General features: G+C 30.0%; 14 protein-coding genes. 6 read left to right on the forward strand and 8 right to left on the reverse strand.

The genetic code is table 11. The features are described 5' to 3' along the window. Window positions 1-43: 43 nt before the first annotated feature. The gene (locus SJY27_RS00710) at window positions 44-1306 is read right to left on the reverse strand and encodes a helix-turn-helix transcriptional regulator (protein ID WP_397446324.1); all 1263 of its coding nucleotides are present in this window, start codon (window positions 1304-1306) and stop codon (window positions 44-46) included. Window positions 1307-1642: 336 nt separating this feature from the next. On the opposite strand from SJY27_RS00710, the gene SJY27_RS00715 reads away from it, so the two are divergent. Continuing rightward, the gene (locus SJY27_RS00715; RefSeq protein WP_397447945.1) at window positions 1643-2443 is read left to right on the forward strand and encodes a TIGR00266 family protein; all 801 of its coding nucleotides are present in this window, start codon (window positions 1643-1645) and stop codon (window positions 2441-2443) included. A 152-nt stretch (window positions 2444-2595) separates the two neighbouring features. Here SJY27_RS00715 and SJY27_RS00720 read toward each other — a convergent pair whose 3' ends face one another. The 3 genes from SJY27_RS00720 to SJY27_RS00730 form a co-directional block, all read right to left on the reverse strand. After that, window positions 2596-3543 (reverse strand): D-2-hydroxyacid dehydrogenase, encoded by a 948-nt coding sequence (locus SJY27_RS00720; protein ID WP_397446325.1) that lies wholly within the window; start codon window positions 3541-3543, stop codon window positions 2596-2598. Between the two features lie 93 nt (window positions 3544-3636). After that, the gene (gene serC / locus SJY27_RS00725) at window positions 3637-4704 is read right to left on the reverse strand and encodes a 3-phosphoserine/phosphohydroxythreonine transaminase (RefSeq protein ID WP_397446326.1); all 1068 of its coding nucleotides are present in this window, start codon (window positions 4702-4704) and stop codon (window positions 3637-3639) included. A gap of 82 nt (window positions 4705-4786) precedes the next feature. Further along, the gene (locus tag SJY27_RS00730; protein WP_397446327.1) at window positions 4787-5848 is read right to left on the reverse strand and encodes an acyl-CoA reductase; all 1062 of its coding nucleotides are present in this window, start codon (window positions 5846-5848) and stop codon (window positions 4787-4789) included. Window positions 5849-5916: 68 nt separating this feature from the next. On the opposite strand from SJY27_RS00730, the gene SJY27_RS00735 reads away from it, so the two are divergent. Then, window positions 5917-6267 (forward strand): 4Fe-4S dicluster domain-containing protein, encoded by a 351-nt coding sequence (locus SJY27_RS00735; protein WP_397446328.1) that lies wholly within the window; start codon window positions 5917-5919, stop codon window positions 6265-6267. Between the two features lie 206 nt (window positions 6268-6473). Here the strand turns inward: SJY27_RS00735 and SJY27_RS00740 are convergent, their stop codons facing one another. Beyond that, a complete protein-coding gene (locus SJY27_RS00740) occupies window positions 6474-8705 on the reverse strand; it encodes a TonB-dependent receptor family protein (protein WP_397446329.1) in 2232 nt (743 codons plus the stop codon). 249 nt (window positions 8706-8954) lie between these two features. On the opposite strand from SJY27_RS00740, the gene SJY27_RS00745 reads away from it, so the two are divergent. The 3 genes from SJY27_RS00745 (at window position 8955) to SJY27_RS00755 (ending at window position 12172) form a co-directional block, all read left to right on the forward strand. Then, the gene (locus SJY27_RS00745; RefSeq protein ID WP_397446330.1) at window positions 8955-9674 is read left to right on the forward strand and encodes a hypothetical protein; all 720 of its coding nucleotides are present in this window, start codon (window positions 8955-8957) and stop codon (window positions 9672-9674) included. A gap of 99 nt (window positions 9675-9773) precedes the next feature. Beyond that, on the forward strand, window positions 9774-11249 hold the full coding sequence (gene guaB, locus SJY27_RS00750) for an IMP dehydrogenase (protein WP_397446331.1): 1476 nt from the start codon (window positions 9774-9776) through the stop codon (window positions 11247-11249). 38 nt (window positions 11250-11287) lie between these two features. Continuing rightward, complete coding sequence (locus SJY27_RS00755) at window positions 11288-12172, forward strand: hypothetical protein (RefSeq protein ID WP_397446332.1); 885 nt, start codon at window positions 11288-11290, stop codon at window positions 12170-12172. Between the two features lie 18 nt (window positions 12173-12190). Here the strand turns inward: SJY27_RS00755 and SJY27_RS00760 are convergent, their stop codons facing one another. Genes SJY27_RS00760 through SJY27_RS00770 form a run of 3 tightly spaced genes read right to left on the reverse strand, consistent with a single transcriptional unit; the run spans window position 12191 to window position 13599 of the window. Continuing rightward, on the reverse strand, window positions 12191-12847 hold the full coding sequence (locus SJY27_RS00760) for an HAD family hydrolase (protein WP_397446333.1): 657 nt from the start codon (window positions 12845-12847) through the stop codon (window positions 12191-12193). Next, entirely contained in the window at window positions 12848-13162 is a 315-nt protein-coding gene (locus SJY27_RS00765; RefSeq protein WP_397446334.1) for a hypothetical protein, read from the reverse strand. Between the two features lie 20 nt (window positions 13163-13182). Continuing rightward, window positions 13183-13599, reverse strand: a complete 417-nt coding sequence (locus tag SJY27_RS00770) for a thiol-disulfide oxidoreductase DCC family protein (protein ID WP_397446335.1) — start codon at window positions 13597-13599, stop codon at window positions 13183-13185. A gap of 177 nt (window positions 13600-13776) precedes the next feature. On the opposite strand from SJY27_RS00770, the gene SJY27_RS00775 reads away from it, so the two are divergent. Then, window positions 13777-14469, forward strand: coding sequence for an ABC transporter ATP-binding protein (locus tag SJY27_RS00775; RefSeq protein WP_397446336.1), 693 nt, complete (start codon window positions 13777-13779; stop codon window positions 14467-14469).

Here is a 14469-nt window from a genome sequence, read left to right on the forward strand (position 1 = left end):
TTTAAAATTTAATTATTATACGCTTAACAATTAAGAACACGTATTAAATTTTTAATAAATATGCTCTTAGATCTAAGCTTTCATGTAGTTTCATCTTTTTCTTGATTCTATATTTTGTGGTTTGCACAGATCTTGGATCTATAGATAAGATTCTTGCAATTTCTTTAGTTTGTAAATGGAGTTTTATAAATAGGCAATGTCTTAATTCAGTTTCAGACAAATCAGGATGAAGCTCCATCAATTTATTATAAAAATCATTATAAACTGCATTGAAATGTTCTTTTAAAGTTTGCCATTCATTATCTTCATTTAGTTTTGTATTGATATCTAGTAGTAGGCTTTTTAAAATTCCTTTATGCTCTATATTTATTTCTTTCAGCTCAGCTCTTATTTCCTTTAAATATTGTTTTTCGCCCAATAATTTTGATGATAGATAAAGCATTTCTTTTTCTTTATCTAAAATTTTTTCATTCAAGAAATCTAGTTTTTTATTTTTATCGACTATTTTTTTCTTTTGATTTTGGCCAATAAAATACACCACAACCATGCTTAAAACAATAACAATAATCAAAAAAGTGATGAATATTTTTTGATAATAATTAGAGTTCTCTAAAATGTCATTTTTTGTAATTATTTTTTGGTACTCAAAATCTGCATTTAAATCATTTATTTTACCAATAAGCTCATCGTTTTTTCTTTTTTTATTTTCAATAAGTTCCGAGAATACTCGTGTTGAAGAATGCCCAATCAGTTCTAAACTAAAAATTAAATCGCTCGAAGTTCTATAAGATTGAAAAACCGAAACAGCAATTGTATTTTTACCGTTTTTAAAGAGTTTGCTATCAAAGAATTGCACATCATAAGCTTTCTCTTCTTCACCATCAATTGTAGATAAGGGCTCAGTATTATTTTTAATAATGCCATTTGGCATGTTAGATCTAAAAAGTTCCTCACCATTTAAGTAAACTACAGCACCATCGTCTCTTAGTAATTTTATTTCAAAGCCTATGTATTTACTCCTGTCAATAGTAATTTCTTTTTTAAAATATTCAACCCATTCTTTATCATCTGGATTATTTCCAAAACTTATTTTGGACGCAATTACTACATCACCATAACCAAGTGGTGTAGATCCTTTTTTCCAATCATAATCTTCAACTTGTTGATACCAATTATCGCTCATATAACCAATATCATAATATTCCCATTGATCACCATTTTTAATAACTTTTTCTTGACCAATTGTAAAATAAGGCTGAAAAAGAAAATGAATCAAAAAACAGAATATAATGACTGAGTTTTTCATTTTTTTGTTGATTTTTTTTGGTTGATGTGTGAATATAGTAGATTTTATTTATAATTTACATCTTTGTAGTAGATAAGTTGTACTATTTATTTCATTTTTTCTAAGGATATTGTTAAATTTGTAATACAAATGTATGAGTAGGTAATTTTATTGGGGGATTTATATTGCCACATACCATGTAATAAAGTCGTGATTTATCACGGCTTTTTTTTGTGCTATGTTTTATTTTGTTAATTTTAAGTAACATTTTATAAAATAAACCTACTAATTAAGTAAATAAATAAATTAAACATGTTTCAAGATAGAATACCAAATAATTCCGCTAGTAACCCAAATATGAACGCACACGAAATAGATTATAAAATTTTCGGTGAAGAAATGCAATTTGTAGAAATAGAGTTAGATCCAGAAGAAGGGGTTGTAGCAGAAGCTGGAACTTTTATGATGATGGACGACCAAATTAAAATGAATACCATTTTAGGTGATGGCTCTAATCAAGAAAAAGGGATTTTAGGAAAAATATTTTCTGCTGGGAAACGTATTTTAACAGGCGAAAGTTTATTTATGACCGTTTTTACGAATGCCGGAATTGGAAAAAAACAAATTTCATTTGCGTCTCCTTATCCAGGAAAAATAGTTCCTATTGATTTGAATGAATTTGGAGGTAAATTTATTTGCCAAAAAGATGCATTTTTATGTGCTGCAAAAGGAGTTTCTATTGGTATTGAGTTTTCTAAAAAACTAGGAAGAGGTTTGTTTGGTGGCGAGGGTTTTATTATGCAAAAAATGGAAGGGGATGGTTTAGGCTTTATTCACGCTGGTGGAACAATGGCAAAAAAGGTTTTGCAACCTGGTGAAGTTTTAAAAGTAGATACTGGATGTATTGTTGGCTTTACACAAACTGTAGATTATGATATTGAGTTTGTTGGTGGCATTAAAAACACCATTTTTGGTGGTGAAGGATTGTTTTTTGCTACTTTAAAAGGTCCAGGAACAGTTTATGTACAATCGTTACCTTTTAGTAGATTGGCAGGTCGTGTTTTGTCAATGGCGCCTAAAACAGGTTCTGGAACTAGAGGTGAAGGCAGTGTTTTAGGAGGTTTGGGTAATATGTTAGATGGCGATAATCGTTTTTAAATTTTGTAGCTAAAGTTTTAAAAAAATATATAATGTATCTGTTAACCTAAATGAGGTATTTATGCTAACAGATACATTTTAGTTTATGAAAAAGAAATTTTTAAAATTTGAGAAATAAGTACAATTTTAAACTTGATTTGAAAAAATTATAATTACAATAATTTTATAATTTGTTCTGCCAACTCTAAACCAATTCTTTCTTGAGCTTCTAAAGTTGATGCGCCAATATGTGGTGTTAACGAAATTTCTGGGTTCATTAATAATTGTACTGCTGGTGTTGGTTCTGTTTCATAAACATCTAAACCAGCATACTGTACTTTTCCGTTTTCAATGGCATTCACCAAATCTACTTCATTTAAAACACCACCTCTTGCTGTGTTAATGATACCAACACCATCTTTCATTACCTCAAATTCAGAGGTTGTTATGGTATAATCTTCTTGTAAAGGAATATGTAAAGTTATAAAATCACTTTCTTTTAACAATTCTTCTTTATCTGTAGTTAAAATGGTGAATGTAGACTTTTGTCCGTTGAAAAACTCTAAAGTTATTGGAGCGCTTTCAACATAAGGATCTGTAGCTAAAACTTTCATTCCTAATCCAATGGCTATTTTTGCCACTTCTTGGCCTATTTTACCAAAACCAATAATTCCTAAAGTTTTACCTCTTAGTTCAGTTCCTTGTGAATACGCTTTTTTTAATGCAGCAAAACGAGAGTCACCTTCTAGAGGCATTTCTCTATTAGAAGAATGTAAATAACGAACCATACTAAATAAGTGTGCAAAAACTAATTCTGCTACAGAGCTAGAAGAAGCAGAAGGTGCATTAATTACCTGTAAACCATTATCAATTGCATAGTCAACATCTATATTATCCATACCAACACCAGCTCTACCAATAAGTTTTAAAGAAGGGCAGGCATCAATTAATTCTTGTTGTATTTGTGTGGCACCTCTTACTAAAATTACATCTATATTGTTTTCATTAATGTAATTTTCTAACTGATTTTGAGCCACTTTTACATTTAGTACTTCAAAACCACCTTTTTCTAAAGCGTCAATTCCACTTTGCGAAAGTCCATCATTTGCTAATATCCTCATTAAATATTGTTTAATTGTTATAAGTTTAATCGTGTAATTGTTATTTACACCATATTTCATCACAAGAGTAGGTGTTCCTTTCTTTTGGAGAGGTTAGGAGAGGCGTTTCTCAAATTCCTGCATTACATCAACCAAAGCTTGTACACTGTATAAAGGCAATGCATTATACATACTTGCTCTATAACCACCAACACTTCTATGACCATGTAAACCATTAATGCCAGCTTCTTGCCAAAGTTTGTCAAAAGTTGCTTTGTGAGCTTCATCAACTAAAGTAAATGTAGCATTCATAGTACTTCTATCTTCTTTGGCTACAATTCCTTTAAATAAAGGATTTCTGTCAATTTCATCATATAAAAGTGCAGCTTTTTTATTGTTGACTTTTTCAATAAAAGCAATTCCACCCAAATCTTTCAACCATTCTAAGGTTAGCATAGAAACATAAACTGCAAAAACAGAAGGAGTGTTAAACATACTGTCTTTGTCAATATGTACTTGATAGTTTAACATTGAAGGAATATGACGTTCAACTTTTCCTAAAATATCCTCTTTAATAACAACTAAAGTTGTGCCTGCAGGGCCCATATTTTTCTGAGCTCCTGCATAAATTAAATCAAATTTTTCAAAGTCTAATTGACGTGAAAAAATATCAGAACTCATATCACAAACTAAAGGAACATTTGTTTCAGGGATTTCTTTTAATTGTGTGCCAGCAACAGTATTGTTACTTGTGTAATGAAAATAATCAACATCTTCAGGAATTGAATATCCTTTAGGGATATAAGAATACCCTTTGTCTTTAGAAGATGCAACTTCTATTAATTCTCCAAAGGCTTTAGCTTCTTTAATGGCTTTATCAGACCAAGTTCCTGTATTTAAATAGGCTGCTTTTTTATGCAGCAAATTGTAAGCAACCATTAAAAACTCCATACTAGCGCCACCTTGTAAAAACAACGCTTTGTAGCCTTTATTTTCTAAGCCCAATAACTCTAAAGCTAAAGCACGTGCTTTTTCTATAACAGCAACAAAAGATTTACTTCTATGTGATATTTCTATAAGAGATAAATCGTCATTATTAAAATTGATAATTGCTTCAGATGCTTTTTGCAACACTTCTTGTGGTAAAATACAAGGACCCGCACTAAAATTATGTTTTTTCATTATTTTGAGTTTCAAAGTTTCAAAGTTTCAAAGTTTCTAAGTTTTTTTGCCAAAAACTAGCAACCATCAACCAAAAACTAATTTATATTTTCGATAAAAATTCTAAGGTATTTACGCCATCTGCATAATCCGTTAATTTGGGATGTTGTGTTTGTCCAAAAGCAACTTCGTTTTCAATAAAGTTTTTGGCAACAATACACTGAATTTTTTCTCTTTCTTGATGTAGTTTTATTTTTAAATCGATTTCATTATCATAATATTCATAAAATAATGTAGCAATAGGAGATGCGTAGCTTTCATCTTCTTTAATCATTAAAAAACCATTTTCTAATAAATCAAACTCACTCATTAAATACACAGCCTTATTATAATCGTAATTATTGGCGTATTTAGCGTTATTGATGAGGTCTTTTTTACAATACATTCCATTAAAAAAAGTATCAAATTGATAGTCTTTTGGTACGTATAGTTTAGATACACTTCTGCATCCCAAACCAAAATATTGAAATATATCATTAGATAAATTTTCAAAATCTTCGTGTGTTTCTTTGCCAGTAATTACAGCTACAGAGTTTCTGCTTTTTCTAATAATATTAGGTTTGTTTTTAAAATAATACTCAAAATAACGTGCTGTATTATTACTTCCTGTAGCAATTACAGCATCAAAATTGGTTAACTTTTTTTCTGTAAATGTTATGTTTCCTTTAAAACTATTTTCTGCAAATTCTAAATATTTAGCTAAAAAAGGCAGTAAATGTTTATCATTAGAAGATTGTTTTACCAACACAGAATGGCCTGAAATTAAAACTGATAAAAAATCGTGAAAACCAACTAAAGGAATATTACCTGCCATTATTATGGCAACCGTTTTTGGTGTAATATTTTTATCATTTAAGGTACTTGTAAAGGTTTTTAAGTTATTAACAGATAATGCTATAGACCAACTCTCTAATGCAAATAAAATATTGTCTTTGGTAAACCAAGAATTGTATTCTTGTGCTAATTTAATTTGATGTAGAAAACCCTCAAAAAAAAGTTCATTATGCTCTATATTGTCTTTTTCTTCAATTCTTTTATTAGAAAATTGACTTAAAAAAGTGCCTAATTTTACGAAAGCGTTAATTCTATGTTGAATACTACTCATTTATTTTGGTTGTAAATGATTTAGGGTTTATTTTTGCAAAAGCAAAGGTACAAAAGAGAAAAGAAATTATGGCGATTATAATAACAGATGAGTGTATAAATTGTGGGGCTTGTGAACCTGAATGTCCAAACACTGCAATTTATGAAGGAGCAGACGATTGGAAATATGCAGATGGTACAGATTTAAGTGGTAATGTGGTTTTACCCAATGGTAAATCAGTTAACGCTGATGAAGACCAAGAACCTATTTCTGACGAAATTTATTACATAGCACCAGACAAGTGTACGGAGTGTATGGGCTTTCATGAAGAGCCTCAATGTGCTGCAGTTTGTCCTGTAGATTGCTGTGTACCAGATGAAGATATTGTTGAAACTGAAGAAGAGTTGTTAGCAAAACAATCTTTTATGCACAATGATTAATAAATTTGATTAAAGAAATAAAAAAAATCCTGAACAATTGTTCAGGATTTTTTTTGTGAATCATTGAAAACTCTTTTCAGTTATTCTTAAAGATTACTTGGTTAGGCATACTATTATTTTTGATTTTACTATACGCTTTAGAAACGCAAAAAAACTCGAAAAATTTAAATTTTTCGAGTTTTTTAATTGGGGTATTTAATAAATAATTAGAATCTAAACTCAATACCAGCGTAAGCTCCAAAAGGATGACCAGGTCTTAAACCTGCAGGTACTCTAGAAGCAGCATAAGTTTCATCTAATAAATTAATAATATTAGCTGTTAAACTAAATTGTTTGGTAATAAAATATTTACCAGACATATCAATTACAAAATTACTAGCTACTTTTTCATTATCAGGTATGTCTCCAATACCTGCTAAAGTTCTAAATTCACCATTATATCTAGCATTTAAATTAATTTCAAAATCTGAGTGTTCTAAAGAAAAACCAATGTTAAATTGATGTTTGGGTATATAAGGCAATTCATCACCAGCAGTAACAGTGCCCCATAAACCATCATCGCTTCCAAAACTATTTTGAAACTCTGTGTTTGTATAAGTATAACCTAAAGAAAGGGGTAAAGCTATTTTAGCATCTGCATTTGCGAAATTATAATTTAACAACAATTCAAAACCATTAACGTTTACCTCACCAGCATTAAATTGATCTAAAGACCCTGTACCACCAGTTGCAGCTAAATCACTTCCTAATAAATTGGAGTAATCATTAAAAAAACCTACAAACTCTCCAGAAATTCCTGAGAATTTAAAACGTGTACCAAGCTCGTAATTTATACTCTCCTCAGGTTTTTGTCCATCTTGATTTCCAGGAGGAGAAAAGCCTTTATGTATGCCACCAAAAATAGAAAAATCATTACTAAACGTATAGTTTGTTCCCATACCAGGAATAAACACTCCAACTGAATTTTCTCTTTCTGCTAAATTTACACCAGTTCTACTAACATCATTAGTTCCAAAATCTTCTCTTTTTAAAGTGATGTTTTCATAACGCACACCAGGTGTAAATGTCCAATTATTAAATTTTAATTTATAAGTAATAAAGGATGCAAAAGCATTTGCACTAGTAATTCTATTGGCATCTCTACCAGGAATACCTGCTGTAGTTAACGCTAAATTTCCTGTACTAGAAATACTGTATTGATCTACCCATTGAAAACGATCTTCTTCATCATAGTGATAGCGTAAACCAATTTCAATATCATTAAAAACATCACCTTTATACCAGTGGTAATCTAATTTAGTTTGAATACCTTGAGAATAGTATTTTCGATTGTTTGCTTTTATTCCGATTGCATCAGCATCAGAATTTACGCTTCCGTTTACAATTGCAAAATGATTTGCTAAAATGGTTGGGCTTTCTAGAATGTTTGCGATAGATTGTTTATCTCCATTAAAAGTAATATCATTTAATTTATACCAATTTCTAGCAAAGTTGTTTTGATATGCTGTAGTTGTTAAACGAATATTTTTAGAGAATTCTGCTTTATGGGTAATTATGTATTGTGTATGATCTGTAGTCATTTTATCTTCATTAGAAGATGCATATCTATTAAAAGGATTGGCATTAAAATCAGCTTCACTTAAACCCAGATAAGTTTCGTTACCTACCTCATCTGAGTATTGAAATTTAAATTCTAAAGCTTGTTTTACAGCGGCTTTTGGAAATAAATTTACAGTAAATTTTGCAACTAAATCATTTTTATTAAAACCAGTATTTTTTCCACTTGGTAAGTTTTTAAAACCATCAGAGCCATAGTTTAAATATTCTACCATATATCCAAACGTATTGTTTGCTCCACCAATTTTGGTGTGCAGTTGTCTAGAGTTAAAACTACCATAGCTTGCTCTTACTTTACCTTTAAATTCACTAGGAATTTGAGAAGAAATCATATTAATTGCACCACCAGTAGTAAATGGTCCATATTGCACTTGACTACTTCCTTTTAAAACCTCAACAGCTTCCATTCTTGCAATTGTTGGAAAGTAATAGGCAGAAGAGGCACTATAAGGCGCAGGAGCAATTAAAACCCCATCTTCCATTAAGGTGATTTTACTACTTCGTTCTGGTGATGTGCCTCGTAGACTAATATTTGGGCGCAAACCAAAACCATCTTCTTCATAAATAGATACTCCAGGAACTGACCTTAAAGCTCTATTAACATCTGTAAAACTATATTTTTGAAGTTCTTTTGGTGATAAATAATATGCAGATCCTGTTCTGTTTTTTGCAACATATTTGTTACCAAAAATTTTACTGGTAGAGATGATTATTTCGTCTAATTTTTGAATTGAATCTATAGAAATATCTTTTTTCTTTTTTTCTTGTGCACTGTAACTTATTGTAAATAATGTGATTACTGCAATAATAACTTTCTTCATTTTATTTAGATTAATTATAAACTAATTTGAATTTCGGGTGCAAATATACCATGCAAAACCATTAAATAAAAGTTTATTTAGAATAAATAAAAATAATAATCATAGAAGATTATGTATCAAAATGTTATGATTGAAATTTCTTATTGTTAATATCTCTCACAATATTTAAATTCATTTTAAATAAAAGAAATTTCAGTAGCTATTTTCAAAATATTGATATAGTTTGTAATTTACACCAAAAAATAAAGTATGTTCGATGTTATCAATTTAAAAAATGAGTTACAGAAGCAAAGAAGCAAATGGATTTCAGAAGAAAATGTGCTTGAATATTATAAAACCCTTTTCAATAACATTGACGCTGAAAACGCTACAACCTTAAATCAACTCAATTCAAAATCTACAGTTGCAGATAATACATTTGATTTTGATAAGTTAGATACAAATGCAATTTTTCATATCACAGATATTAGAAAAATATGCATTGATTATCGTCTTCGATTTTTAGATACTGTATATTTTAAAGACAACTATCCTTCAGAAGCTATTTCTAAAATTCAGGCATTAGAAAAAACACATTGCACAACATTGGGGGGCTTTAAAATAGTAGCACCAATGGAAGTTTTTAAGTTAAAAAAAGCAGATGATCCGCTTTTATTTGTACCAATGGGTAATGGATTTTATTATCTAATTCACAAATGGGGAAATGACATAAGCCCTTTTAGAAAATTAAAATATTGGTCTATAAAAAATATTGAAAATTTAGCGATATCACTTGCTATAATCAGTATAATTTTTACTGCCATTTCGTATCCTTTCTTTTTTACAAAGCCAGCTTCATTTGGTTATTTGTTGATGTTGTTTATGTTTTATTTTAAAGGAGCAGTAGGTATGGTATTTATTTTTTGCGGAAGTTCTGGTAAAAACTTTAGTGAATACTCTTGGCAAAGTCAATACGATAAAATAAGTTAATCTTGTTAAAAAAGCATGTGTATATTAAAATAAAGCCTAAATCACCTAAATGTCATTTTTTAATTGTAAATTTGCACGCAATTATATCTTAATTGCAAAATGATAGCACACCAAAATAAAATATTAGGAGAAGGCTTAACTTACGATGATGTACTTCTAGTTCCTGCTTTTTCACAAGTACTTCCAAGAGAAGTTCAAATTTCTACAAAATTTACAAGAAACATTACCATAAATGTACCCATAGTTTCAGCAGCTATGGATACTGTAACTGAATCTGCATTAGCCATAGCTATTGCTAGAGAAGGTGGTATTGGTGTTTTACACAAAAATATGACGATTGAGCAACAAGCTCAAGAAGTTAGAAAAGTAAAACGTGCAGAAAGTGGTATGATTTTAGATCCTGTAACCTTACCATTAACAGCAGTAGTTGCAGATGCAAAAAATAATATGCGAGAGCATAGTATTGGAGGTATTCCTGTTGTTGATGAAAACGGAAAATTAGAAGGGATTGTTACCAACAGAGATTTGCGTTTTGAACACGAGAATACAAGACCAATAGTTGAGGTAATGACAAGCGAAAACTTAATTACAGCTGGTGTTGGTACCTCATTAAAAGACGCTGAATTAATTCTTCAAAATCATAAAATTGAAAAATTATTAATTGTTGATAAAGATTATATTTTAAAAGGATTAATAACATTTAGAGATATAACTAAAGTTACCCAAAAACCCATTGCAAATAAAGATAGTTATGGTAGGTTAAGAGTTGCAGCTGCTTTGGGTGTTACAGGTGATGCAGTAGAAAGGGCAGAAGCCTTGGTAAATGCAGGCGTAGATGCTGTAATTATAGATACTGCTCATGGCCATACAGAAGGAGTAGTAAAAGTACTAAAAGCAGTTAAAGCAAAATTTAAAAATTTAGATGTTGTAGTTGGTAACATTGCCACACCTGAAGCTGCACAGTATTTAGTTGCTGCTGGTGCTGATGCTGTAAAAGTAGGTATTGGACCTGGTTCTATTTGCACAACAAGAATTGTAGCTGGTGTTGGTTATCCTCAGTTTTCTGCGGTTTTAGAAGTTGCAAACGCTATAAAAGGTAGTGGAGTTCCAGTAATTGCAGATGGTGGAATTCGTTATACAGGAGATATTCCAAAGGCAATTGCTGCAGGAGCAGACTGTGTAATGTTGGGCTCTTTATTAGCAGGTACTAAAGAATCTCCAGGTGAAACTATTATTTATGAAGGAAGAAAATTTAAATCGTATAGAGGAATGGGTTCTGTTTCAGCCATGAAACAAGGTTCTAAAGATCGATATTTTCAAGATGTAGAAGATGATATCAAAAAATTAGTTCCAGAAGGTATAGAAGGTAGAGTACCATATAAAGGAGAACTTTTTGAAAGTATTCATCAGTTTATTGGTGGTTTACGTGCAGGTATGGGATATTGTGGTGCAAAAGATGTTGAAACTTTAAAAGAAACGGGTCAGTTTATAAGAATTACGGCTAGTGGTATTAATGAAAGTCATCCTCATGACGTGGCCATTACTAAAGAATCTCCAAATTATAGTAGAAGATAATTTTTAAAAATTGCTATAGATTAAGAAGAAATAGAATAATGAATAATCAAGATTTTGTAAATTTTAGGCAAGTTAGAAGCTTGGGTGATATACTTTCAGATACTTTTAAATTCTTAAAATCTGAGTGGCAACCTTTTTTTATTACTATAGTAAAAATAGCTATAGTGCCTGTTATCATAGCAATTGCTGCAGCAATTTATTTTTTAATTGAGTCAAGTTATTTTTATTCTGGGGTTCTTAATATTAATCAAAATGAGCCTGATTTCAATTTTAATTTCTCTAGTATCTTTTTGCCATTAACAGCAATTATAGCTTCTTATATTATTGCTTATGCTTTGGTAACAGTTGCTTCCTTATCGTATATAAAATCATATATAAAAAATAAAGGAATAGTAAATTATGATGAAATACAAACAGATACAAAAGAACAATTTTGGCCTTATGTAGGTTTGTTTTTTTTAGCAGGCCTTATCATTTTAGTAGGAACTCTATTTTGTTTCTTACCAGGTATTTATTTTTGGGTGGTTTTAAGTTTATCAATTCCTATACTGATATATCAAAACAAAGGGGTTGCAGATTCAATTAGTGATGCTTTTACCTTAATTAAAGATAATTGGTGGGAAACCTTTGGAATTTTAATAGTAGTTCAAATTCTAATTATAATTGCTAGTTTCGTTGTAGAGTTACCTATAAGTTTGTATCAAGGAGTAGATATGACTGCATTACTAGAAGATGAAAATCCTGCTGATCTTTTTGAATACTTTAGAGACCCTGTTTATTTGGTATTATTAGGGATATCTTATCTGGTTAAATTTGTGTTATATATCATTTCTACGATTGTTACTGTATTTATCTATTTTGATATTAGAGAACAAAAAAATCCAACTTCAGATGGAATTATTGATGAAATAGGAATGAATTAAAAGCGTAGTTAAGAGTTTTTAGATGATTGCTTGTAGTTTGTTAAAATCATCAATAATAAAGTCAGCATTGTTAAGAGTTTGATCTAAAACTATCGGGTTTTTATAACCAATAACAAAAATACCAGCATCGTTTGCAGCTTTTATTCCGTTGTCAGAATCTTCGATAACAATACAATTTTCTTTGGGTGTTTTTCCTAAAACAGCCGCTTTTTCAAAGATCTCTGGATGTGGTTTAGACGCAGTTAAATCTGCACCACTAATTTTAGCCGTAAAATATTGATGCAAATTAAAACGATCAAATACTCTATTGATGTTTACCATTGCTGATGATGATGCTAAAATTAACGTGAACCCTTTTTTATAACAATGTTTAATTAGGTTTTCGACTCCGTTTACCAATTGTAAACTTGGGTCATTTTCAAAAAAATTAACATACCTTGCTCTTTTATTTAAAACCAAATCTTCAGGATTTTCATCTAAATTAAAATGATTTACCAATTTCTGAAACGCATTTATAGTGGATGAGCCCGTAAATGTTTTGTACAAAGCTTCAGAAACCTTAACACCAAGCATATTAAAAATTTCATAATAGGCTTTTTTATGAATTTCTTCAGAATCTATGATAACGCCATCCATATCAAAAATAACGCATTGTAATGTATTAGGTATTTTCACTTACAGAATAAATTTTATGGCTTTTATTAAATTTTCGATAATGATGTACAAAAGTAAACAAGCCGTAATCGATATCACAATAAAAGACAAAATTCTTTCTTTAGATTTTGGTTTGTTCAGTTTTTTTAAAGACCTAATAAAACCACTTATAGAAATAATAATGGCAATTAAAGATAAGAAACCAATAAAGCTAGAAATGATATAAAAATTTTCATTGGTAAATTGATAGCTTAAAACGCTGATAAGAACTAATAAAGAAATAGCAGCTAAAGTAAATTTGTACTTAAAATCTTTGTTAAATTTAAATTTTTTCATGTTGGGGGAACTTTTATGAATTATTCTATAAATTTAGCAATTATTTCTGGGGTAGGTATCAAACAACTTTCTTTTTTACCAAACCATTTGTATCTATTTGCTGCAATAAAATCATAAATGTGGTTTCTAAAAGTTTCGGGTAGCAAAAAACCAATTTGAGTAATAATCCAAATTCCACCAAAATCTTTCATAATATTTAAAACGGCAGTAGATTTTATGTAATAAGCAACACCAGGATCTAATAAAATTATGGAATCCATTCTATCAATATCAACATGTAAATGTGTAGCTACTTTCTTGCCAATTTCAGATTGTAAAGAAGCAAATAAAAAGGTGTTTTTTTTGTCGTATTTAATTACACTTAAAACAGCTTTATTACAAAGATTGCAAACACCATCAAAAAGAATCAGCTTTTTATGTTCAGGAATATCAATCATTATCTATCATAATAAAACAAAAAACAAAATTACATTATCTTTTTTTAAAATTCGTGTAACATTTTAGTTTTACAGACGTCTTATGGTTGTATTTGAGTATCTGTTGTGGCTTTTAACATAATATTAATAATCGCAATCAATAGCATTGAATACTTTAGTGTAAAATTAACCAAACTCATGATTAGAATAGAAAAACTTCACAAATCTTATCCAATAGGAAAAGATTCTTTACACGTATTAAAAGGAATTGATTTACATATAAAAGAGGGCGAGTTTGTTTCTATTATGGGTTCCTCTGGTTCTGGAAAATCTACCTTGTTAAATATCGTTGGTTTATTAGACATTCACGATGAAGGTGAATACTATTTAAATGGCCAGTTGATTAAAGACATGAACGAGAAAAAGGCTGCCCTTTTACGAAATAAATTTTTAGGATTTATATTTCAGTCTTTTAATTTAATCTCTTACAAAACTGCCTTAGAAAATGTAGCCCTACCTTTGTATTATAAAGGTATGAATAGAAAAGAGCGATTAAAAGTAGCTCTAGAATATTTAGAAAAAGTAGGCCTAAAAGAGTGGGCAAATCACTTACCAAATGAACTGTCTGGAGGTCAAAAACAACGTGTGGCCATTGCAAGAGCATTAGTTACAAAACCAAAAGTAGTTTTAGCAGATGAACCAACAGGAGCTTTAGATTCTACCACAACAGATTCTGTAATGGATTTGTTAAAAGACATTAACGATGAAGGAATGACCGTTTTTGTAATTACACATGAGGAAGAAGTTGCAGAGCAAACTAAAAGAATTGTTCGTTTAAAAGACGGTGTTATTATAAGTGACAAATTCACAAAAGCATCTAAAGCAGTTTAA

It is taken from the genome of Polaribacter sp. R77954 (assembly GCF_044595335.1).
In the GTDB taxonomy this organism is placed as follows: Bacteria; Bacteroidota; Bacteroidia; order Flavobacteriales; family Flavobacteriaceae; genus Polaribacter.

What these genes read in the sequence shown, in the direction of transcription:
- SJY27_RS00710 (WP_397446324.1), bottom strand. Translation starts at nt 1,306, where the DNA reads ATGAAAAACTCAGTCATTATATTCTGTTTTTTGATTCATTTTCTTTTT.
- SJY27_RS00715 (WP_397447945.1), top strand. Translation starts at nt 1,643, where the DNA reads ATGAACGCACACGAAATAGATTATAAAATTTTCGGTGAAGAAATGCAA.
- SJY27_RS00720 (WP_397446325.1), bottom strand. Translation starts at nt 3,543, where the DNA reads ATGAGGATATTAGCAAATGATGGACTTTCGCAAAGTGGAATTGACGCT.
- serC (WP_397446326.1), bottom strand. Translation starts at nt 4,704, where the DNA reads ATGAAAAAACATAATTTTAGTGCGGGTCCTTGTATTTTACCACAAGAA.
- SJY27_RS00730 (WP_397446327.1), bottom strand. Translation starts at nt 5,848, where the DNA reads ATGAGTAGTATTCAACATAGAATTAACGCTTTCGTAAAATTAGGCACT.
- SJY27_RS00735 (WP_397446328.1), top strand. Translation starts at nt 5,917, where the DNA reads ATGGCGATTATAATAACAGATGAGTGTATAAATTGTGGGGCTTGTGAA.
- SJY27_RS00740 (WP_397446329.1), bottom strand. Translation starts at nt 8,705, where the DNA reads ATGAAGAAAGTTATTATTGCAGTAATCACATTATTTACAATAAGTTAC.
- SJY27_RS00745 (WP_397446330.1), top strand. Translation starts at nt 8,955, where the DNA reads ATGTTCGATGTTATCAATTTAAAAAATGAGTTACAGAAGCAAAGAAGC.
- guaB (WP_397446331.1), top strand. Translation starts at nt 9,774, where the DNA reads ATGATAGCACACCAAAATAAAATATTAGGAGAAGGCTTAACTTACGAT.
- SJY27_RS00755 (WP_397446332.1), top strand. Translation starts at nt 11,288, where the DNA reads ATGAATAATCAAGATTTTGTAAATTTTAGGCAAGTTAGAAGCTTGGGT.
- SJY27_RS00765 (WP_397446334.1), bottom strand. Translation starts at nt 13,162, where the DNA reads ATGAAAAAATTTAAATTTAACAAAGATTTTAAGTACAAATTTACTTTA.
- SJY27_RS00770 (WP_397446335.1), bottom strand. Translation starts at nt 13,599, where the DNA reads ATGATTGATATTCCTGAACATAAAAAGCTGATTCTTTTTGATGGTGTT.
- SJY27_RS00775 (WP_397446336.1), top strand. Translation starts at nt 13,777, where the DNA reads ATGATTAGAATAGAAAAACTTCACAAATCTTATCCAATAGGAAAAGAT.